Source organism: Massilia sp. UMI-21 (assembly GCA_015277795.1).
GTDB lineage: Bacteria > Pseudomonadota > Gammaproteobacteria > Burkholderiales > Burkholderiaceae_D > Telluria.
In genome coordinates this window covers 2,057,339-2,076,695 of record CP063848.1, presented here as the reverse complement: position 1 = coordinate 2,076,695, position 19,357 = coordinate 2,057,339, and the positions used below count along the sequence as shown (strand labels likewise).

Sequence of the window (19,357 nt, the reverse complement as noted above, 5' to 3'; positions counted from 1 at the left end):
GAGATGCCTGCCGCTGAGTAAAATCGTGACACCGAACCAGGGCAGCGAAGTGCCGTCATGATGAAACCCCGGATCAGTCCGTTTGCCGGGGAGACGAGCATATTCAGCGGCGCTCATGCGACCAAACACATTTATGCGACGCGGAAACGGCGCAAGCGCGCGATCGCCACACCGCGCATCCGTGTCGAGCGTGTGTTTGGCGCCCTGGCCCGGATGGGCGGCAAACTGCTGCGCTGTCCGGGGACTGTGCGCACCACGTTCGTCTTGCAGCTCAAGGCCGCCAGTTACAAGCTCAAGCGTTTCGTCTTTTTACAAGTAGTTTGGCCCAAGGTGCCGGACGCTTTGAACATCACGCTGCTGAGCTGATGCTGGAATGCGGCATCACGCTTCGCGTGGCATTGCTTACGCCAAAAACGGGTGATTCGAGGTGGCCCCAAGGCGCGCATCCTCCACACACCCCTTCCTTGCCCTGGCAGGGCGCCCCGCGCATCCCGGCTCGCGTCGCGGCATGCGCTCCGTGGCATGGCTGCTGCCCTGCTCATCCGTCAGGCCGAAAAAAAACGGCGTGCAATCAATGATTGCGACGCCGCTCAAGCCCCACCATATTCAGTACGAATGCTGCGTTCCTGCCCTGTCAGCTCAGCCCTTGCTGCTGGACGCGGCGCTTGTTCAAGTACCAGCCGGCCACGCCAAGCAGGATGGCGGCGGCACCGACCGGCTTGCCCATCTTACGCTGTCGAACAAAATTGAACAGCGCCAGCCCGTAGGGCATCAGGACCGACACGCTGGTGCCTGTCGGCTTCAGCAGAGCGTCGGCACGTGCCCGCAGGGCCCAGGTGGCGTGGTCGATCACACCGTGCAGCATGACCTCGGGACGCGCCCCATGGCGGATCTGCGCTTTCGCGTGCACCGCGCTGCTACGAAAGAACTCGCCTTCGCGCAGGAGCTCCTGCTTGCGCACTGCCGGGTCAAGGCTGTGCTTGTGGCCGGCCATTCCGGTCGTTCCGTCTTGATTGTGCATGTTTCCCCTCCTTCGTGTCGCCGCTTAGAGCAGCATGTCGCGGTCGTTCTTCAGTTCCTTCATGGTCGCCGGCAAGGAGAGCTTGTCCTGCTTGAGTAGTGCCAGGCCCTTCGCCACCAGGATGCCGGTGATGACCAGGAACACGACGAACATGATCAGCAGGATCTTCCAGCCCATGTCGTCCCAGGCCAGCGCGACGATGGTCGCGGTGCCGTAGGCGATGGTGAACCAGACCGTCAGGATGGCCGCGCCGAACAGGGCCGCCAGTTCGACCAGGTGCTTGCGCACCTCGGACAGCTCGAGCGCGGCAAGTTCCAGGCGCGAGACGAGCAGTCCGAACAGGCTCTTCATGAAGCTGGAGACCCCGCCCATGAAACCGGGTTGATGCACGACGGTGTCGTCATTTTGCATGGCAGTCCCCGGCCGCGCTTATTGCTTGCGGCTCAGGAGGACGCCGAGCAGCACGCCCACGCCGGCGGCGAGCGCCAGCGTACGATATGGGTTGTCCTTCACATAGACATCGGCCTCGTGTGCCAGTTCCCGGCCCTTTTCCACGGCCTGGCCCTGGTAGTGGCCGGCGCGGCCGAGCGCACGATCGAGCATGTCCATGCCGCGATTGCGCAGTTCCTCGGCCTTGTCGCCCGTCAGCGCGGCGGCAGCGGTCAGCATCGACTGGGCGTCACGCACCAATGCCTTCACGTCCGACGAGGCGTCCGATGCATTGCTGTCGAACTGGTAGCCGTGGGCCTGGGATTTGAAGTTGCTGCGGTTGGTGTCTAGCATGGTCTACTCCGGTAGTGTTGTGGTTGTTGGATGCTGCCTGGCTTCAGGCCAGCAGGTCGCGCATGTCGTCGGCATGCTCTTCTTCGACGGCCATGATGTCGACCAGCAAGGCTCGCGTGGTCGGGTCCTGGTCGCCGATCGCCAGGATCATCTGACGGTAGGACTCGATCGCCACACGTTCGGCGATCAGGTCGGCACGGATCATTGCCTGCACGTCGTCGGAATCGTCATACTCGGCATGGCTGCGCGCGGTCAGGGTGGCCGGGTTGAAGTTCGGCGATCCGTTGAGCTGCACGATGCGCTCGGCGATGCGGTCGGCATGATCCTGCTCCTGCTGGGCATGCTCGAGGAACTCGGCCTTGATGTGACCGGTGTTCGGGCCGCTTACGGTGTAGTAGTGGCGCTTGTAGCGCAGCACGCACAGCAACTCGGTGGCCAGCGCATCGTTGAGCATGGCGATGACCGCCTCGCGGTCGGCCTGGTAGCCCTCGGTGACGGCGCCGTCGTCGAGCCTGGCCGCGGCGCGGCGGATCGCCGCGACGTCGAAGCCATGTGCCAGGTGTTTTGTTTCTTCCATAAACGCTTCCTTCACTTGAAGAGCCGGCTCAGCGTCCCGCCGTGCGCGGCGGAATCTGCGCATTCTCGTTGGACAGCACGATCTCGACCCGACGGTTGAGCTGTCGGTTGGAGGCCGTATCGTTCGGTGCTACCGGGAACGCTTCGCCGTAGGCTTTCATGGCGATGCGGTCACGCGGCACGCCCATCGAGCTCAGTGCCGAGGCAACGGCTTCGGCGCGGCGCTGCGACAGCTCCATGTTGTACGAGGAGCTGCCGGTACTATCCGTAAACCCTTCGACCAGCACGGTGCGGTTCGGGTTCTGCGACATGACATCGGCGAGTTTGCGCAAGCTCGACATACCGTTCGGTGTCAGGGTCGCCTGGTTGGTGGCGAACAGCACGTCGCCGATGGTCACGACATAGCCGCGTTCGGTCTTGACGGCCTGCAGCTCGACCAGCATGGCTTCCAGCACGGCGGCGCGCTGGGCCAGCGCGGCATTCTGCTGCTGGACGGCGGCGGCCTGCTGCTGCGCGGCCTGGGCCTGCTGCTGGGCCTGGGCGGCGGCGGCCTGCGCGGCCTCGGCTTCGCGCTTGGCGCGGTCGGCTTCCGCGGTACGGGCTTCCAGGCGAACCTGGTTGCGCTCGCGCGATGCGTTGGCGACGTCGGCTTCCGCCGCCTTGGCCTTCGCGATCTCCATGGCGGTGGCGATGCGCTGCTTGGCGACATACGCCAGACGGTCGACGTCGGCCAGGCTGTCGCGGCGCGCGGCCGCGGCATTGGCCTGGTCGAGCGCGTCGCTGGCCTGCTTGAACTCGAGCGGCGCATACTGCGATACCCGCGGATTGTTGTTGGCGGCAACGAAATCGGCGCGCGCCTGGTCCAGCGTCGGCGTCGTCATCGGGGCGGTAGCGCAGGCTGCGGCCAGCACGGCGGCGGCCAGCAGCGACATCGTGGAACGGGTTTTCATGGGTCTGTCCTTTTTTCCTGGGCGCCGCGGCTTGCGGCGGTCAACGAAGGGAACTTCTTGTTATTGCGGCTGCGATGCCGATCCTTATTGCTGGATCGTGGCCGGCTGCGCCGCATTCGCGCGGTCGACTTCCTGGCGCAGCACGCGCAGGTCTTCGTCCAACGCCTGCGAAGCGGCGGTGGCCTTGGCCGACCTGGCCTTGCTCTGCGCCAGCTTGGCGTCGGCCTGGGCCTGGATCGCCAGCTCGCGGGCCAGCTTGTAATCCTTGGCGGCCAGTGCGGCATTGGCGCGCGTCATCTTGTCGCGGGCAGCCGTGATCTCTTCCGGCGCCAGCTCCGCCGCGCCAGCCGATACCGCGTTCTCGACCGCATTGCGCGAGACCGCCACATCGGCGGTCGCCGGGGCCTTTTGCGGGCTGGCACAACCGGCCAGCACCATCACGCCGGCCACGGCGGAGGCCGTAGCAAGCGACTTCAGCAAACGGGTGAGCGGGTATTGTTGGTCCATCGCTTGTTCTCCTGTTGATGAGGAAATGTCTTCAGTAACGTTATAAACCTGTTATCGCCTCGCTTCGGTTCGCTGGCGCACATTGACTGTCCCACGGCGTCTCGCTCAATGGCAGAGCGTTAGGCAGCGCACATTGGCGCCGGCTGGCTTTGCGCTAAGCTGGCCTGAACCTTCCACTCACGAAAGTCCGCCATGGCCGAGTCAGACAAGCCGGCGGCGCAAGGCCGTCACTCGGCGCGCCGCAAGAAAAGCAAGACAATACTCCTGAGCACAGTCGGCATCCTGGTCGCGCTCCCGGTGATCGCCATCGTGTTCATCCTGAGCTTCGACTGGAACCGCGCCCGCCCCTGGATCAACGCCAGGGTGAGCGATGCGATCGACCGTCCCTTCGCGATTCGCGGCGACCTGGACGTCGAATGGGAACGCCCCGCCGAGACCATGGCGCCATCGGAACGCACCTGGCGCGACCACATTCCCTGGCCGCACCTGATCGCCAACGACACCCACATCGGCAATCCGGCCGGCATGCCGGCCCGGGACTCGGGCAGCGCGCGCCGGTTCTCGTTCTCGCTCAATCCCTTCGCCCTGCTCGCGCGCACCATCCACATTCCGCTGCTGCGCTTCGACGGTCCGCGCGTCGACCTGCTGCGCCTCGACGAGCAGCGCAACAACTGGACCTTCAGGAAAAAAGCGGAAAAGTCGCGCTGGACACTCGATCTGGAACGCGTGGTTCTGACCGACGGCGTCGTGCACATCAAGGACGCCGTGACGAAGGCCGACGTCACGGCGCAGGTCCGCACGCTGGAGCGTGACCCGCGCTACGGCGTCGGCTGGACCCTCGACGGCACCTATCACGGCGCCAGGGTGGACGGCGGCGGCAAGGCCGGCGCGGTGCTCTCGCTGAAGCAGCAAGGCACGCCCTATCCGATCCAGGCCGATATGCGTTCGGGCAAGACCCGGATCGCAGTCGAGGGCACGGTGACGCGCCCTTCCAGGCTGGCCGCGCTCGACCTCAAGCTCGAACTGGCCGGCAACAGCATGGGCGAGCTCTACGGCTTCACCGGCATCCTGCTGCCCACCACCGGGCCGTTCTCGACCTCCGGACACCTGACCGGCACCCTGGACGACGACAAGAGCCGCTGGGTCTACGACGATTTCAAGGGCAAGGTCGGGGCCTCCGATATCGCCGGGCGCCTCGAGTTCGTCACCGGCGGGCCGCGCCCCAGGCTGTCGGGCAAGGTGCACTCGCGCCAACTGGTGTTCGCCGATCTGGCGCCGCTGATCGGTGCGGATTCCAACGCCGCCAAGAAACGGCGCAATGCCGGTGTCGTGCAACCGGAGGGCAAAATGCTGCCGGTCGAGGAATTCAAGACCGAGCGCTGGAACGCGCTCGACGCCGACGTACGCTTCGCCGCGGAGCGCATCGTGCGCGATACCGCCTTCCCGATCAGCAAGCTGTCGACCCACCTGAAGATGGACAATGCCGTGCTGAACCTCGAGCCGATCGAATTCGCCATGGCGGGCGGCCTGGTGCGTTCCAACATCCGTCTCGACGGCCGCGGCCGCGCAGGACCGAAGGCGATCAAGGCCCAGGCCAAGATCACGGCGCGCGGAATCGAGATCAAGAAGCTGTTCCCGAAGATCGAACAGTTGCAGGCCTCGGTCGGCAGCATCAGCGGCGACGCCAGCCTGAGTGCGCAGGGCAATTCGGTGTCCAGCCTGCTGGCCGGCTCGAACGGCGAGCTGAAGACCCTGATCAACCAGGGCCAGGTCAGCAAGCTGCTGCTCGAGATGATGGGCCTGAACGTGGCCAACATCATCGTCACCAAGCTGTTCGGCGACAAGCAGGTGCAGCTGAACTGCATGGCCACCGATTTTGCCGTCACCAACGGCATTGCGCGCACGCGCTACTTCGTGGTCGACACCAACGAAGCGCTGGTCAACATCAACGGCAGCATCAACCTGGCGAACGAACAGCTCGACCTGCGCATCGACCCGAAGACCAAGGGACTGCGCCTGTTCTCGCTGCGTTCGCCGTTCTACGTGCGCGGCCCGTTCAGCCAGCCGGACGTGTCGGTGGACAAGGGTGTGCTGGCGATGAAGGCAGGCAGCGCGCTGGCGCTGGCCGCCGTCTCGCCGGTCGCCGCCCTGCTCCCGCTGATCAATGCCGGCCCGGGCGAAGACAGCGACTGCGCACGCCTGCTGGCCGAAACGCGCGAGAAACCGAAAGCGCCGCCACCCGGCCAGCGCCGCTGAGGCGTGCCTGCGCCGTACTGTGAGTTGTCGAACAGACCAGCCCAGGCCGAAATCATATCTTGTGCACATGGACTCGACGAACACTGCCGCCGGATGAAGCAAAGAAAGAAGCAACTGAGGCAGCGGCTGGGCTGCACCACCGTCCTGGCAGTGATGCTGGCCCTGGGCCAGCTTGCAGGATGCGCGATGTCGGGTGGCGGAGGACCGGTGGCGCAAGCCGTCGACGACGCCACCATCACCGCCGGCGTCAGGGCGGCGATCGGACGCGATCCGGCGCTGCGGGTGTCGGAGCTCGGCATCGAGACCGTGCAGGGCGTTGTGCAGCTGAGCGGCTTCGTCAGCTCGGCGGACAGTGTAGCGGCCGCGGCAGCACTTGCCCGGACCGTGAAAGGCGTGAAATCCGTTAAGAATGATTTACGCTTGAAATAACCCACCGTAAAGGAGATTACTATGAAAACCATCAAACAACTGGCAGTGACCGCAACCCTGGCAACCGCAGCCCTGGCCCTGACCGGCTGCGCCGGCATGTCGCAGCAGGACAAGAGCACCGCAGTCGGCGCCGGCGCCGGCGCCGTGATCGGTGGCGTCCTGACCGGCGGCAGCGCGGTCGGCACCGTCGGCGGCGCGGCCGTGGGTGGCGTGGTCGGCAACCAGGTCGGCAAGACCCGCTAAGCTTTTTTCCAGACCGCGACGCAAACAAGCCCGGCTAGCCGGGCTTGTTTGTTTTCGGCGGGCGGTCGCCCTACATCACCCCGTGGAAAGGCTGGGCAGCCGCTTCTTTCACGATTTCGTAGCAGGTGCAGGATGCCGCCGCCAGGCCTTCCGGATCGAGGATGGTGATGTTGCCGCGGCTGTAGATGATGAGCCCCTGCTGCTGCAGTGCGCTGGCGGCCTTGGTCACGCCGACGCGGCGCACGCCGAGCGCATGCGCCAGGAACTCGTGAGTAAGGTGAAAGTTATCCGACCGCAAGCGGTCGCGCGTGATCAGCAGCGAGCGCGCCAGCCGGGCCTCGAGCACGTGGAAGCGGCTGCAGACGGCGATCTGGATCGCCTGCGCCAGCAGCGTGTCGGTATAGCGGTACAAGACGCGCTGCAGCGAGGGGTTGCGCGCCACTTCGAGGCGAAAACGGGCGCTGTCCATGCGGCTGGCGCTGCCGCCGCGCTGGACGATGGCGCGCACCTGGGTGGTGTCGTGGCCCAGCGCCACCGTGGCGCCGATCATGCCCTCGCGGCCCACCAGGCCGACCTCGAGCGTCATGCGTCCTTCGGCCACGCCCATCAGGGAAATCAGGCAATCGTGCGGAAAATAAATATGGCGCAGCGGATCGCCGGCCTCGCACAGCACCTCCCCGACCGCGACGCTGACCGGTTCGAGCAGTGGGAGGATCTGCGCCAGTTCCTGGGGAGGCAGCGCGGCCAGCAGCAGGTTGCTGTTGTGTTCGGCAATCGGCGGCGGTACGGCGAAATTCATGGGGTTCTCGTATGGGGACTGCATGACCCGAACCGTCTGTCGGATACATTTGCAAACAATGTGGACCAGCGTAACCGCCCCGCTCGGAGCGAGTATGTACGGTGACGCACGGAACCGCTTGTTGTTCCTGTGGACAATCTGCCAATGAACAGACCGCCTGTCGTGCATGCGTTTCGGCTTTGCCTCGACACGACCGGGCTCCCCAGTACACGCCGAAAGGATGCGCCATGAACACCTCACCCACTCCGTCCGCAGGCGGACGCCTGCACCCGTTGTTGATCCTGGCCGCGCTCGCGGTGCTGCTGTTCTCACTGGTGGGGACCGCGGCCATCCTGGGCTGGATTCCTTCCTCCGTGGGGAGCACCGGCGAGCGCCAGCTGAGCGAGGCCGAGCGCCTGGCGCTGGCCTCGACCCTGCCGCAAGGGGCAGACGTCGCGTATCCGCTCGAGCCGGCCGTGCCGGCGCGGGCGTATGCGCCTGCCGGCGGCAACGCTGTACCGGCGCAGGCGGTGTCGGCAGCCCCGGTCCATGACGAAGCGGCGAGCCGGCCGGGGAACAAAGCGGTCCAGGTGGCCGAGGCCGAGGCCACCCCCGGCCGCAACTGGTGCTCGAACTGCGGCAACGTGGAAACGGTCCGTACCATCACGCAGCGCGCAGAGGGCAGCGGCGTGGGTGCGGCCGGCGGCGCGGTCATCGGCGGCCTGCTGGGCAACCAGATCGGCGGCGGCACCGGGCGCACCCTCGCCACCGCGGCCGGGGCGATCGGCGGCGCGGTGGTCGGCAACCAGGTCGAAGGCAACATGAAAGCCACCACCAGCTACGAAATCCGCGTGCGTCTCGACGACGGCACCCTGCGCACTTTCCGCCAGAGCAGCGCGCCGGCATGGCGTAGTGGCGACCGCGTCCGTATTGTGAAGGGCCGCCTGCGTTCGGTCGCCTGACGCTACTGTCCGTCCCGCGCAAGCCGGAATGCCGCAAGGCTTCCGGCTTTGTTGCATTTGGAAAATTTTCTTATTTGCAATGTGCGACAACGCACGGACCAATGGATGAGCTAGCCCGACAATGGCTGCACGCTATCAGTGCGAGGGGCAACACCAACCACTTCAGGGGGAACGCGTCATGAACGGCACAACATGGATCGGGATCATCGTTTGGGGGCTCATTGTGGCAAGCTTCGGCCTGCTGTCGGCGCATCCGCCCGGCGAGGCGGCAACGGGCGGACTGCAGGCGCAGGACGTGGTGTTCCTGGTGGCCGGCGGATTGCTGACCTGCCTGATCGGCGTTACCGGCCTGCTGGGCTTCATGGGCTGGATTCCCGGACTGCGCAAGGAGCAGGGTCGCGCCTGACGCTGCGCGCGGTCCTGGTGGAAGTTGTCGAATAGGTACGCCATCGTACAGAGGCCAGCAGCAGCGAGCGGCATACTGGAATCACGACGCCGAAGCGCGTGATTCCAGCGAAGGAGTTTCATCATGCTTTATACGATTGCCGTCATTCTCATCGTTCTCTGGCTGCTCGGCCTGGTGACTTCGTACACCATCGGCGGCTTCATCCACATCCTGCTGGTCGTTGCCGTGATCATGATCCTGGTGCGCCTGATCAGCGGACGCGGCATATAGCGACTGGCCGCCATTGAACAAATTTTCCGCACTACCCGATCCGCTTTACGCTCATGCCTGCAGTCGCGCTCCGCGGGCATGAGCGCGAAGCGGATTTTCGCTTTTTAAAGGAGATCACCATGCATACCAAACTGAGCAAATCCCTGGTTGCCGCGTCCCTCGTGGCCTTCACCGCCACCGGTTGCGCCGACATGAGCCCGACCCAGCGCGGCACCGCGCAGGGCGCCGGCATCGGCGCTGCGCTGGGCGGCATCGTCGGCGCCAGCACCAGCGGCGGCGGCGGCAAGCGCACCGCCGGCGGCGCCGCCATCGGCGCCGCTGCCGGCGCCGTGATCGGCAACATCTGGTCGCAGCGCATGGAACGGCAGAAGCAGGCCATGGAACAGGCCACGCGCGGTACCGGCGTGCAGGTCAGCCAGACCGCCGACAACCGCCTGAAGCTCGACATCCCGAGCGACGTCTCGTTCGACACCGGCCGTTCCGACATCCAGGCGAACTTCCGCCCGGTGCTGGATCGCTTCGCCGCCACGCTCAACGAGAACCCGGCCACCACCGTGACCATCATCGGCCACACCGACAATACCGGCACCGACGCGATCAACCAGCCGCTGTCGGTCGATCGCGCGGCAAGCACCCGCGACTACCTGGCCGCGCGCGGCGTGAACCCGGGGCGCATCACGATCGAAGGCCGCGGCTCGCGCGAGCCGATCGCCTCGAACAGCGACGCGTCCAGCCGGGCACGCAACCGCCGCGTCGAGATCTACGTCGCCGAGCGCGCCCAAGGCTGAGTCCGGCCCCAAGCTGCTCGAATGGAAGCCGCCCGGCGCAAGCCCGGCGGCTTTTTCATTGGGCATGGCGATGCGCGCCAGCCGGCGGCTCCGTTGCGGGAAGCCCTGCGGCAGTAGGGTGTTCGGCGACGCCGAACGCGTGTTCAGCCGGTGCATGCGCCGGGGCCGGGCAAGCCGGAGCTGGACGCGTGGGCAGGAAACCTGCCCACCCTGGGGCTTACGTGGTTTCGGTAAAGGCCAGATACAGCTCGCGCGCGCGGCGCGCCACCGGGCCGGCGTCGAGCGTGCGGTCCTCGAAGCGGGTGCATGGCGTTACTTTGCCGTAGTTGCCGGTACTGAAGATCTCGCGCGCCGACATCAGCTCGTCCGGCGCCACGCTGCGCTCGTCCACATGCACGCCCTCCGCGGCGAGCAGCGCGATCACGCGCGCACGGGTGATGCCGGCCAGGAAGGTGCCGTTCAGCCTGGGCGTGACCACGGCGCCATCCTGCGTCACGATGAACAGGTTCGAGGTGGCGAACTCGGCCACATTGCCGTCGGCATCGAGCATGATCGCCTGGTCGAAGCCACGCGCCTTGGCCTCGCGCATGGCGCGGGTCGAGTTGGCGTACAGGGCCGAGGCCTTGGCGTCGGTCGGGGCCATGCTCGGCTGCGGACGGAGCAGGGTCGACAGGCAGCTCGAAAAACCGGCAAACGGCGGCAGCGGCGCATCGAACAGGGTCAGCGCGAACTGGCTGGCCTCGGCCACCGGGACCAGGAAGCCCTCGGTGCCGAACACCAGTGGCCGGATGTACAGTTCGGCATCGGCGGGGAACTTCGCCACGCCTTCGCGCACCAGCGCTTCCATCTCGTCCACGCCCAAGGGGCAACGCAGGCCCAGCTTCTCGCTCGATGCAATCACGCGCTCGAGGTGCGGACGCAGGTCCGGCAGCTTGCCGCGCATCGCGCGCGCGCCATCGAAGACCGACGAGCCCAGCCACAAGCTATGGTCCATCGCGCCGTACAGTGGCACATTGCCCTCAGCCCACTGGCCGTTGAAGTAAGTCAGGTACATGCATTCCTCGATCTTGATTGACTCAGCCTGGCAGTGTACCGCTTTCGGCGGATTCATTGTTCGGTGGCGAACCATACGGCCGCGATGCCTCGCGTACACTGTGGCTTTCCACAGTCAACATTGCCCATGCTTCCTATTCTCCAACGGATCGATCCCGACAGCGACCGACTCGACCTGCTGGTCGAACTGGTCGATTGCCTGCGCCCGCGTCATCGCTGGGTCTGGCAAGACGCGGACGACCCGGTGGAAGCCGTGCGCACCCTGATTGAACTGCTCAAGGCCAATCCATCCCTGGCCTGGGCGCTGCGGCGCTACCTGACCACCCTGCTCGAGAGTCGCCGGCATACCAGCCTGTACAGCGACATCGGCGTCCTGTCGAACGATGGCTTCGTCACCGAACTCAAGCGGCGGGTAAGTTACCGCTTCCTTCCCCCGGCCTTGAACGACCTGTACCTGTCGGACGCGCTCGACCAGGTCCTGTACGACGAGGACGACCAGGTCTGGATACGGATGGTGCCGAATGCCGACTGGATGACCCTGTTCGATGTCATCTCCGACGCCCCGCCCCCTCCCGGGCGCAGCGGCGAACCGGCCACTTCCGACCGCGCACGCTACGTTACCCTGATGGGCCTGCTGGACGCGATCCGCACCCTGTCCTGCCGCATCTGCGCCCTGGGCCTGGAGCCGCGCCTGGTGCACAGCTACAGCGAGATCGAGGAATTCGACTCCCCCTTCCTGATGCAGAACATCGAGGTCAACCGCTACCTGGACGAGTACGGCCGCTACCTCGACGGCAAGATCGAGCAGCCGGAAGACGCCCGCCACCTCTTGGTGATGCTCGACCAGTGCGCCGGAGTCGTGGCCAAGATCCGGCGCAGCGCGCTCAACAGCGGAACCAGCGTGGCCCTGACCTACCTGCTGGTGGCCCTGCAGCAGAGCATCGACCGCCTGCACAAGCTGCTCTACCTGGTGGACCTCAGCGGCGAACTGCCGAGCGCGCCGACGGTGGACCTGGATGCGCTGGCCAGTTCGGTGGGGACGCCGGCCGGCACCCTGAACAGCGACCGGCGCCTGGCGGCGATCGCGCTGGCCGAGGAACTGATCGAGGCGCACAACGCCAAATACCGCATCCGCGACCTGCTGCGCGACAACGTCGACCTGCTGGCGCGCAACGTCACCGAAAACGCCAGCCGCACCGGAGAGCACTACGTCGCCGAAACCCGGCGCGACCTGCGCCACATGTTCCTGGCTGCCTCGGGCGCCGGTTTCATCGTCGCCTTCATGGCCATGTTCAAGATCATGCTGGGCTACCTGCACACGGCGCCCCTGGTCGAGGCTTTCCTGTTCAGCATGAATTATTCGCTGGGCTTCATCCTGATCTACGTGCTGCATTTCACGGTGGCGACCAAGCAGCCCGCCATGACGGCCCAGCACATCGCGGCCTCGCTGCAAAAAGCCGACAACGGCCGCGGGCTCGATGTCGACAGCCTGGCGGCCCTGGTCGCCAAGGTGTTCCGCAGCCAGATGGTGGCCGTGCTCGGCAACGTGGTGCTGGCCTTCCCGGTAGCCTGGGCGATCGCGGTCGGCTACAAGACGATCAACGGCGACCACATGGTCGATGCCGCCAAGGCCCATCACCTGCTTGCCGACATCGATCCCATCCATGGCGCGGCGCTGTTCTACGCCGCCATCGCCGGTGTCTGGCTGTTCGTGTCCGGCCTGATCTCGGGGTATTACGACAACAAGGCGCTGTATACGCGCATGGCCCAGCGCGTGCGCCAACTGCGCAGCCTGCGCCGCCTGCTGGGGGCCGAACGCCTCGAGCGTTTCTCGGTCTATGTCGAGCACAACCTGGGCGGCTTGATGGGTAATTTCTTCTTCGGCCTGATGCTGGGCATGACCGGCTTCGTCGGCTTCCTGCTCGGCTTGCCGCTCGACATCCGTCACGTCGCCTTCTCGACCGCCAATTTCGCCACCGCCCTGGTCGGCCTCGACCATGCGCTGTCCTGGCAGCAGATCGCCAATGCCGGCGCCGGCGTGGCCCTGATCGGCGCCGTCAACCTGCTGGTCAGCTTCGGGCTGGCCCTGTGGGTGGCGATGCGCGCCCGCAAGATTCGCTTCAAGCGCGGCATCCTGCTGGTGCAGGCCCTGTGCCGCCGCTTTTTTACCGCACCTGTCGAATTCTTCCTTGGCCCGAAAGACCTAGGCCCCAGCAGCGAACTCATCGTGAGGGACACGAAATGAACAACAAACGCCTGAGCACCTTCCTGGTCTTCCTGGGCTTCGCCTGCGTGGTCGCCTCGTGCAAGACCTTGCCCGATGCAACTACCCTGCCCGACAATCCGGCCAAAGCGACGCCGGCGGTCGCGACCCCGCGCGGTGTGCTGCAGCCGAAACAGGCGGCGCGGCTGCTGGCCAAGCGCTGGGCCAACGCCTCGCCCGACCTCAAGCAACTGGCGGTGCTGGAGGAACAGGCGACCGGCGCCCCGCTCATCCCCGGCAACAAGGTGACCCTGCTGTTCGACGGCCCCGCCACGATGCGCGAGATGATGGCGGCGGCGCGCGAGGCGAAGTCCTCGATCAACCTGGAAACCTACATCTTCGACCGCGACCCGATCGGCCTGGAGTTCGCCGAGGTGTTGATGGAGAAGCGCCGCCAGGGCGTGGTCGTCAACATCATGGCAGACGGCGTCGGCACGCTGGCCACGCCCAAGGAATTCTTCGAAGGCATGCGCGCAGCCGGCTTGAACGTGCTGATCTTCAATCCGGTCGATCCGACCAAGCGGCCCGGCAAGTGGCAGCTGAACAACCGCGACCACCGCAAGATCATGGTGGTGGACGGCCGGGTCGGCTTCACCGGCGGCATCAACATCAGCGAAACCTACGCCAACAGCTCGCTGTTCCGCTCGCGCCAGAAGGCCGAGACCGCCGACAGCAGACAGGTGGGCTGGCGCGATACCCACATCCGCATCGAGGGCCCGGCGGTGGCTGCGCTGCAGTATGCCTTCATCGACAACTGGGTGCACCAGGACGCCGGCGAGCTTCCCCCCGGCGAATACTTCCCGCGCCTGACCCCTGCGGGCGACAAGGTGATGCGCGTGCTGGCCACCTCGCCGGACCGCGATTCCGAGATCTACAAGTCGCTGATGGTGGCGATGAACGAGGCCAGGAAGTCGATCCACATCACCTCGGCCTATTTCGTGCCCGACCGGCAGATCGTCGACGCCCTGACCGCGGCGGCAAAACGCGGGGTCGACGTCAAGCTGGTGCTGCCGGGGGTGTCCGACCATGACCTGATCAAGTATGCCGGCCAGGCCTTCTACGACGAACTGCTGGCGGGCGGCGTGAAGATCTACCAGCTGCAGGTCGCGGTACTGCATGCCAAGACCGCGGTCATCGACGGCATCTGGTCGACCATCGGCTCGGCCAACATCGACCGCCGCAGCTTCATCCACAACTACGAACTGAATGTGGTGGTGCTGGACCCGGCCTTCGGGCGCGACATGGAAAGCGCCTTCAACGAAGACCTGCGCGATTCGAAGCAGGTGACGCTGGAACAGTGGCGCAACCGGCCGTGGAAGGACCGGCTGCGCGAGTTCATGGGCCGGCTGGCCGAATACTGGATTTAAGCAGGCTAGCGCGCCGGTCGGCCAGCCTACAGCCCGGCCGCCAGCAGGCCGTCGTGATGCGGCGTCCACACGTTCCCGGTGCGCAGGAACTTGTCGGTATCGACCAGCTCGAAGTGCCCGTGCACCACATCCCAGCCGTAGCGGTCGATTTCGACCTGCTGCGGTTCCACCCGCAGCACGTTGAACGAATTGACTTCGCCCCGCCCGCGCGTGGAGGTCGCCGTCCCCGCCTGCACCACCAGCGCCGCGTATTCGCTCATCTGGTAACGCGCCGCGGTGTTGCCCGCATGGCTGGCGTGCATGTGGCCGCCCATCAGGATGTCGATCCCGCATTCCGCAAACGCGGCCATTGCACGCGGCGCCCGGTTCACCAGGTCGCGCTCCTCGAAATGCCCGGGCAGGTCGAAGGGATGGTGGGCGACCACGATGCGCGTGACCTCGGCCGGCACCGCGGCCAGCTGCCGGCGCACGCTCGCGAGCTGGTCGCCGCTGACCTTGCCGTCCTTGATCGTGAACGAACGCGCCGTGTTGACGCCGACCACGGCGATTTCCTCGTCGATGTAGACCGGGTCGAGGTCGTCCGTGATGTAGCGCTTGTAGCGCGCCAAAGGCTTCACGAAGCGCCGGAACACGTTGTATAGCGAAATGTCGTGGTTGCCGGGCACGATGATCTGGGGGCCCGGCAAGGTGTCGAGCCAGGCGCGCGCCTGTTCGAACTGCTCGCTTTTGGCGCGCTGGGTGAGGTCGCCCGAGACCACCAGCACGTCCGGGGCAATGTGTTCGATCATTGCGCGCAGCGGCGCCAGCAGCGCCTGGTCGACGCGCCCGAAATGCAGGTCCGACAGGTGTACGAGTGTTCGCATCGATTGTTCCTGGTTTCCTAAGGTTTCCGTGTTGCTTGGTCAAATGTCCTGCGGCCCGGCACGCCGGCGCGCGCGCCTGCGCCGCTCGAGCGTGGCGGCGCCGGTGATGCAGATCGCCAGCCAGCCGCAACCCTCGGCGACGGCGGCCAGCACGTCCGACAAATAATGGACTCCAAGATACATCCTGGAGAAAGCGACCGTCGCCACCATGGCCAGCGCCAGCACGAAAGGCAGCACCCTGCCCGTCCAGCCGCGCGCATGGCGCGCCGCATGGCAGGCCAGGAAGCCATACAGCACCGTGGCCCCCATCGCGTGACCGCTGGGGAAGCTGTAGGTGCCCAGCTCCAGCAGCGGCTCGGCAAAATGGGGACGCGCGCGCTCGAACGTGTGCTTCAGCAGCACGTTGAGGATCTGCCCGCCCGGCACGCTGGCGACCAGCGCGATGGTCCAGCCGCGCTGGCCCCTGCGGTACAGCCAGGCGCCGGCGAGCAGCGCCAGCATCAGGATGCCCGGCGTGCTGTGCACGTGGGTCAGCACCAGCAGGACCTCGCGCAGCGCGTCGTTGGCGCGCGCGTGCGCATGCAGCCAGTTGGCCACCTCGAGGTCGAGCTGGGTGATCGGGGCGCCGGCGACGACGGCGCCCGCCATGCGGGCAAACACGGCGGTGGCAAGCAGGAGCATCGCCACGCCGGCCGTCAGGTACAGGCCATACTCGCCTTCGGCGGAGAAGCGGGCGGCGGCGAAGCGGCGGAGTCGAGGAAGGATGTGGGTGGGCATGCCAGAAATCAATCGTTTTGCGGATGGAGCCGGACAGGGTGTCTATTGGCGGAAAAGCTACAAAAATGAAAATTTACTGTACATCCGAACAGTAACTGTGGATTTATACAGTGGTTATGATATTCTTTACTCACTCCAACGATTTTAATAAAAGGAAACACCATGACCACTCTGAACAGCTCCTTCGGCCTGGAATATGCACCTGTCCCTTTTATGGTTCGCATCGGCCGTCGCGAACTCCTGATCACCCGTGATTTCCGCAAGCGCTTCTATGCGGTCAACCCGGTCATCGAATGCGACACCGGCATCGAGCCGGGCCACCTGGAAGTGCTGCTGTTCAAGCGCTGGCTGCTCATCCTGTCGAAAGCGCACTGAAGCAGCGTAGCAAATCGCATATTGTTATGCGAATAAATTCCTTCCTTCAGGGGGAGCCGAGCCCTAGTCTGATGGCTCCCGACTGCCCTCTGAAAGAACAAGATGCTTCGCAAAACCGTCCTTCGCTTGCTCGCTGCGCTCGGCCTCCTGGCCCCGCTGCTGGCGCCATTGCTGAACCAGTCCGCTGCGGCAGTGGATGTCACGCTCCTCAACGTATCCTACGATCCGACGCGTGAGCTCTACCAGGACGTCGATGCCGCCTTTGCCCGTCACTGGAAGGCGCGAACCGGCGACAAGGTAAAAATCAGGCAATCGCACGGCGGCTCGGGCAAGCAGGCCCGCGCCGTCATCGACGGCCTTCCGGCCGACGTCGTCACGCTGGCCCTGGCCTATGACCTCGATGCTATCAGCGAGCGAGGTTTGATCGCGCCCGGCTGGCAAGCTCGCCTGCCCTATCGTAGCTCGCCGTATACCTCGACCATCGTCTTCCTGGTGCGCAAGGGTAATCCGAAACAGATCCGCGACTGGGCCGACCTGGTCAGGCCGGGCGTGGCCGTGATCACGCCGAATCCAAAGACCTCGGGCGGCGCGCGCTGGAACCACCTGGCCGCCTACGGCTACGCGCTGCGCCGGCCGGGCGGCTCGCCGGCCGCGGCGAAGGAATACCTGAGCAAGCTCTACAAGAACGTCCCGGTACTCGATTCGGGTGCGCGCGGCGCCACCACGACCTTCGTCGAACGCGGCATCGGCGACGTGCTGCTGGCCTGGGAAAACGAAGCCCTGCTTGCCATGCGCGAACTCGGTCCGGACAAATTCGAGATCGTCCCTCCCTCGATCAGCATCCTTGCCGAGCCGCCGGTCGCCGTGGTCGACAAGAACGTCGACCGGCGCGGCACCCGCCAGGTGGCCCAGGCCTACCTCGCCTTCCTGTACACCGACGAGGGGCAGGAAATCATCGCCAAGAACCATTACCGTCCCGCCGTCGAGCGCTACGCCAGAAAATACGCGTCGCGCTTTCCGCACATGACGCTGTTCCCGATCACCGAACTGGGTGGCTGGACGCAGGCGCAGCGCGCCCATTTCGCGGATGGCGGACTGTTCGACCAGATCTACCAGCCGGGGAAGTCGCGCTAAAACTTCCAGCAAGCAAGCGCGCATCCCGATTTCTCCAGCCGGGCTAGCATGACGATCCTTCCCCGACGGCCCGCCCTGCAGCCAGACGCCGCGCGCAGGCCGCTTCACCCACCTTGAAAAGGATCACGTCATGGCAATCAGACTCCGGAAACTCCACGACCAGGTCATGGTCATCACCGGCGCCACCAGCGGCATCGGCCTGACCACCGCCCGCATGGCCGCCGCGCGCGGCGCACGGCTGGTACTGGCTTCGCGCAGCAAGGACGCCCTGCACGAACTGGCGGACGAGCTGCGCAGCAAGGGAGCAATGGTCGAGACCGTGGCCGCCGATGTCGGCGAGATCACGGACGTCGAGAACATCGGCGAACAGGCGATGGCGCGCTTCGGCCGCATCGACACCTGGGTCAACAATGCCGGCGTTTCGGTATTCGGCCGCCTGGAAGAGGTGAAGCCGGAAGACCACCACCGCCTGTTCCAGACCAATTTCTGGGGTATCGTCAACGGTTCGCTGGAAGCGGTGCGGCGCATGAAGCATCGCGGCGGCGGCGCCATCATCAATCTCGGCAGCGAGGTGTCGGAACGCGCGATTCCGTTGCAGGGCATGTATGCGGCCTCGAAGCATGCGGTAAAAGGCTTTACCGATGCCTTGCGCATGGAGCTGGAGGACGAAGGGGCGCCGCTGTCGGTCACGCTGGTCAAGCCGGCCGCGATCGACACGATGTACACGGTACACGCCCGCAACTACCTGGACCAGGAACCGGCCCTGCCTGCGCCGATCTACGCCCCGGAAGTCGTCGCCGAGGCGATCCTGCATTGCGCCGAGCATCCGAAGCGCGACGTCTACGCCGGCGGCGCCTCGAAGATGATCGCCGCGGGGGCGAAGATGATGCCGGGCCTGATGGACCGCTTCATGAACGCCACCATGTTCAAGCAACAACGATCGGACCGGCCGGCCGCGCCGAACCGTCGCGATGCGCTCTACAAGCCCGATCCGTCGACCGAGCTGCGCCAGCGCCAGGGCATGCCGCAAACCGTGCATGAGCGCAGCCTGTACACCAGGACCAGCCTGCGCTCCTCGCCGCTCATGACCGCCCTGGTGGGCGGCGGCGCGCTGCTAGCGGCCTTCAGCGTTTCGCGGCGGCTGAGTCGATAGGAAGTCGGTGTCGTCCTCGGTCAGCGGCAGGTCGGGGATCGACACGACCCGGTCGGTGCCGATGTCGGCGCCGTCCTTCGACACGTTGTCGCGCCCGGCAGCGGCGCGCTCGCCGGTGCCGCCCATGTCGCTGTCGGCCGAGAAGTCGGCGTCACCGACATCCGGACCGGCGGTGCCGCCGGCATGGCTCTCTTCGAGGTCCGAGGTGGTGCCGTGGTCGAAGTCGAGCGTCTGGTCCGGGTCGAGGGCCTCGGCAAAGCCGGGGCCGCCGACCACGTCGCTGCCGGTGTCCGAGATATCGCTCGGTCCGAGGGAATCGATGCCGTGTCCCTTGCCCAGATTGCGGTCTGGACGATCCGGGAAGTTGTCCGGATCGAGTGTGCTTGCGCCTGTCATATTGCCT

General features: G+C 65.7%; 24 protein-coding genes. 13 read left to right on the top strand and 11 right to left on the bottom strand.

Annotated features, from left to right (window positions below):
• Nucleotides 1-57: 57 nt before the first annotated feature.
• Nucleotides 58-366: a hypothetical protein gene (locus IM543_09225; protein QOY95989.1), complete on the top strand. Its 309-nt coding sequence runs from the start codon at nucleotides 58-60 to the stop codon at nucleotides 364-366.
• A 268-nt stretch (nucleotides 367-634) separates the two neighbouring features.
• On the opposite strand, the gene IM543_09220 is transcribed toward IM543_09225, so the two are convergent.
• The 6 genes from IM543_09220 to IM543_09195 form a co-directional block, all read right to left on the bottom strand.
• Nucleotides 635-1,021 carry a hypothetical protein gene (locus IM543_09220; GenBank protein QOY95988.1) on the bottom strand — a complete coding sequence of 129 codons (387 nt, stop codon included), beginning with the start codon at nucleotides 1,019-1,021 and terminating at the stop codon, nucleotides 635-637.
• Between the two features lie 24 nt (nucleotides 1,022-1,045).
• The gene (locus IM543_09215) at nucleotides 1,046-1,393 is read right to left on the bottom strand and encodes a phage holin family protein (protein QOY96593.1); all 348 of its coding nucleotides are present in this window, start codon (nucleotides 1,391-1,393) and stop codon (nucleotides 1,046-1,048) included.
• A gap of 57 nt (nucleotides 1,394-1,450) precedes the next feature.
• Entirely contained in the window at nucleotides 1,451-1,804 is a 354-nt protein-coding gene (locus tag IM543_09210) for a DUF883 family protein (GenBank protein ID QOY95987.1), read from the bottom strand.
• 43 nt (nucleotides 1,805-1,847) lie between these two features.
• Nucleotides 1,848-2,381 (bottom strand): ferritin-like domain-containing protein, encoded by a 534-nt coding sequence (locus IM543_09205; GenBank protein ID QOY95986.1) that lies wholly within the window; start codon nucleotides 2,379-2,381, stop codon nucleotides 1,848-1,850.
• 28 nt (nucleotides 2,382-2,409) lie between these two features.
• Nucleotides 2,410-3,330 carry a DUF4398 and OmpA-like domain-containing protein gene (locus IM543_09200; protein QOY95985.1) on the bottom strand — a complete coding sequence of 307 codons (921 nt, stop codon included), beginning with the start codon at nucleotides 3,328-3,330 and terminating at the stop codon, nucleotides 2,410-2,412.
• Between the two features lie 84 nt (nucleotides 3,331-3,414).
• Complete coding sequence (locus IM543_09195; protein ID QOY95984.1) at nucleotides 3,415-3,837, bottom strand: DUF4398 domain-containing protein; 423 nt, start codon at nucleotides 3,835-3,837, stop codon at nucleotides 3,415-3,417.
• A gap of 192 nt (nucleotides 3,838-4,029) precedes the next feature.
• Between IM543_09195 and IM543_09190 the strand changes: the two genes are divergently transcribed.
• The 3 genes from IM543_09190 (at nucleotide 4,030) to IM543_09180 (ending at nucleotide 6,765) form a co-directional block, all read left to right on the top strand.
• On the top strand, nucleotides 4,030-6,093 hold the full coding sequence (locus IM543_09190) for an AsmA family protein (GenBank protein ID QOY95983.1): 2,064 nt from the start codon (nucleotides 4,030-4,032) through the stop codon (nucleotides 6,091-6,093).
• A gap of 153 nt (nucleotides 6,094-6,246) precedes the next feature.
• Nucleotides 6,247-6,522, top strand: coding sequence for a BON domain-containing protein (locus IM543_09185; GenBank protein ID QOY96592.1), 276 nt, complete (start codon nucleotides 6,247-6,249; stop codon nucleotides 6,520-6,522).
• Nucleotides 6,523-6,543: 21 nt separating this feature from the next.
• Nucleotides 6,544-6,765: a glycine zipper 2TM domain-containing protein gene (locus IM543_09180; protein ID QOY95982.1), complete on the top strand. Its 222-nt coding sequence runs from the start codon at nucleotides 6,544-6,546 to the stop codon at nucleotides 6,763-6,765.
• Between the two features lie 70 nt (nucleotides 6,766-6,835).
• On the opposite strand, the gene IM543_09175 is transcribed toward IM543_09180, so the two are convergent.
• Nucleotides 6,836-7,564, bottom strand: coding sequence for a Crp/Fnr family transcriptional regulator (locus IM543_09175; GenBank protein QOY95981.1), 729 nt, complete (start codon nucleotides 7,562-7,564; stop codon nucleotides 6,836-6,838).
• Nucleotides 7,565-7,791: 227 nt separating this feature from the next.
• Here IM543_09175 and IM543_09170 point away from each other — a divergent pair, with 227 nt between their 5' ends.
• The 4 genes from IM543_09170 to IM543_09155 all read left to right on the top strand — a co-directional run bounded on the left by IM543_09170 (nucleotide 7,792) and on the right by IM543_09155 (nucleotide 9,969).
• Nucleotides 7,792-8,505 (top strand): glycine zipper 2TM domain-containing protein, encoded by a 714-nt coding sequence (locus IM543_09170; protein QOY95980.1) that lies wholly within the window; start codon nucleotides 7,792-7,794, stop codon nucleotides 8,503-8,505.
• Between the two features lie 178 nt (nucleotides 8,506-8,683).
• The gene (locus IM543_09165) at nucleotides 8,684-8,911 is read left to right on the top strand and encodes a hypothetical protein (protein ID QOY95979.1); all 228 of its coding nucleotides are present in this window, start codon (nucleotides 8,684-8,686) and stop codon (nucleotides 8,909-8,911) included.
• A 123-nt stretch (nucleotides 8,912-9,034) separates the two neighbouring features.
• Nucleotides 9,035-9,181 carry a lmo0937 family membrane protein gene (locus IM543_09160; GenBank protein QOY95978.1) on the top strand — a complete coding sequence of 49 codons (147 nt, stop codon included), beginning with the start codon at nucleotides 9,035-9,037 and terminating at the stop codon, nucleotides 9,179-9,181.
• A 119-nt stretch (nucleotides 9,182-9,300) separates the two neighbouring features.
• Entirely contained in the window at nucleotides 9,301-9,969 is a 669-nt protein-coding gene (locus IM543_09155) for an OmpA family protein (GenBank protein QOY95977.1), read from the top strand.
• A 217-nt stretch (nucleotides 9,970-10,186) separates the two neighbouring features.
• On the opposite strand, the gene IM543_09150 is transcribed toward IM543_09155, so the two are convergent.
• The gene (locus tag IM543_09150; GenBank protein ID QOY95976.1) at nucleotides 10,187-11,023 is read right to left on the bottom strand and encodes a branched-chain amino acid aminotransferase; all 837 of its coding nucleotides are present in this window, start codon (nucleotides 11,021-11,023) and stop codon (nucleotides 10,187-10,189) included.
• A gap of 126 nt (nucleotides 11,024-11,149) precedes the next feature.
• Here IM543_09150 and IM543_09145 point away from each other — a divergent pair, with 126 nt between their 5' ends.
• Nucleotides 11,150-13,267 (top strand): site-specific recombinase, encoded by a 2,118-nt coding sequence (locus IM543_09145; protein ID QOY95975.1) that lies wholly within the window; start codon nucleotides 11,150-11,152, stop codon nucleotides 13,265-13,267.
• The gene (gene cls / locus IM543_09140) at nucleotides 13,264-14,652 is read left to right on the top strand and encodes a cardiolipin synthase (GenBank protein QOY95974.1); all 1,389 of its coding nucleotides are present in this window, start codon (nucleotides 13,264-13,266) and stop codon (nucleotides 14,650-14,652) included. The genes IM543_09145 and cls overlap by 4 nt, the downstream gene beginning before the upstream one ends.
• 26 nt (nucleotides 14,653-14,678) lie before the next feature.
• Here the strand turns inward: cls and IM543_09135 are convergent, their stop codons facing one another.
• Entirely contained in the window at nucleotides 14,679-15,515 is an 837-nt protein-coding gene (locus tag IM543_09135) for a metallophosphoesterase (GenBank protein ID QOY95973.1), read from the bottom strand.
• Between the two features lie 39 nt (nucleotides 15,516-15,554).
• Nucleotides 15,555-16,292, bottom strand: a complete 738-nt coding sequence (locus IM543_09130) for a phosphatase PAP2 family protein (GenBank protein ID QOY95972.1) — start codon at nucleotides 16,290-16,292, stop codon at nucleotides 15,555-15,557.
• A 162-nt stretch (nucleotides 16,293-16,454) separates the two neighbouring features.
• Here IM543_09130 and IM543_09125 point away from each other — a divergent pair, with 162 nt between their 5' ends.
• The 3 genes from IM543_09125 to IM543_09115 all read left to right on the top strand — a co-directional run bounded on the left by IM543_09125 (nucleotide 16,455) and on the right by IM543_09115 (nucleotide 18,954).
• Nucleotides 16,455-16,667 carry a hypothetical protein gene (locus IM543_09125; GenBank protein ID QOY95971.1) on the top strand — a complete coding sequence of 71 codons (213 nt, stop codon included), beginning with the start codon at nucleotides 16,455-16,457 and terminating at the stop codon, nucleotides 16,665-16,667.
• 102 nt (nucleotides 16,668-16,769) lie between these two features.
• Entirely contained in the window at nucleotides 16,770-17,801 is a 1,032-nt protein-coding gene (locus tag IM543_09120) for a sulfate ABC transporter substrate-binding protein (GenBank protein ID QOY95970.1), read from the top strand.
• Nucleotides 17,802-17,931: 130 nt separating this feature from the next.
• The gene (locus tag IM543_09115) at nucleotides 17,932-18,954 is read left to right on the top strand and encodes an SDR family oxidoreductase (GenBank protein QOY95969.1); all 1,023 of its coding nucleotides are present in this window, start codon (nucleotides 17,932-17,934) and stop codon (nucleotides 18,952-18,954) included.
• Here IM543_09115 and IM543_09110 read toward each other — a convergent pair.
• Nucleotides 18,916-19,350 carry a hypothetical protein gene (locus IM543_09110; protein ID QOY95968.1) on the bottom strand — a complete coding sequence of 145 codons (435 nt, stop codon included), beginning with the start codon at nucleotides 19,348-19,350 and terminating at the stop codon, nucleotides 18,916-18,918. The genes IM543_09115 and IM543_09110 overlap by 39 nt on opposite strands.
• Nucleotides 19,351-19,357 lie beyond the last annotated feature (7 nt).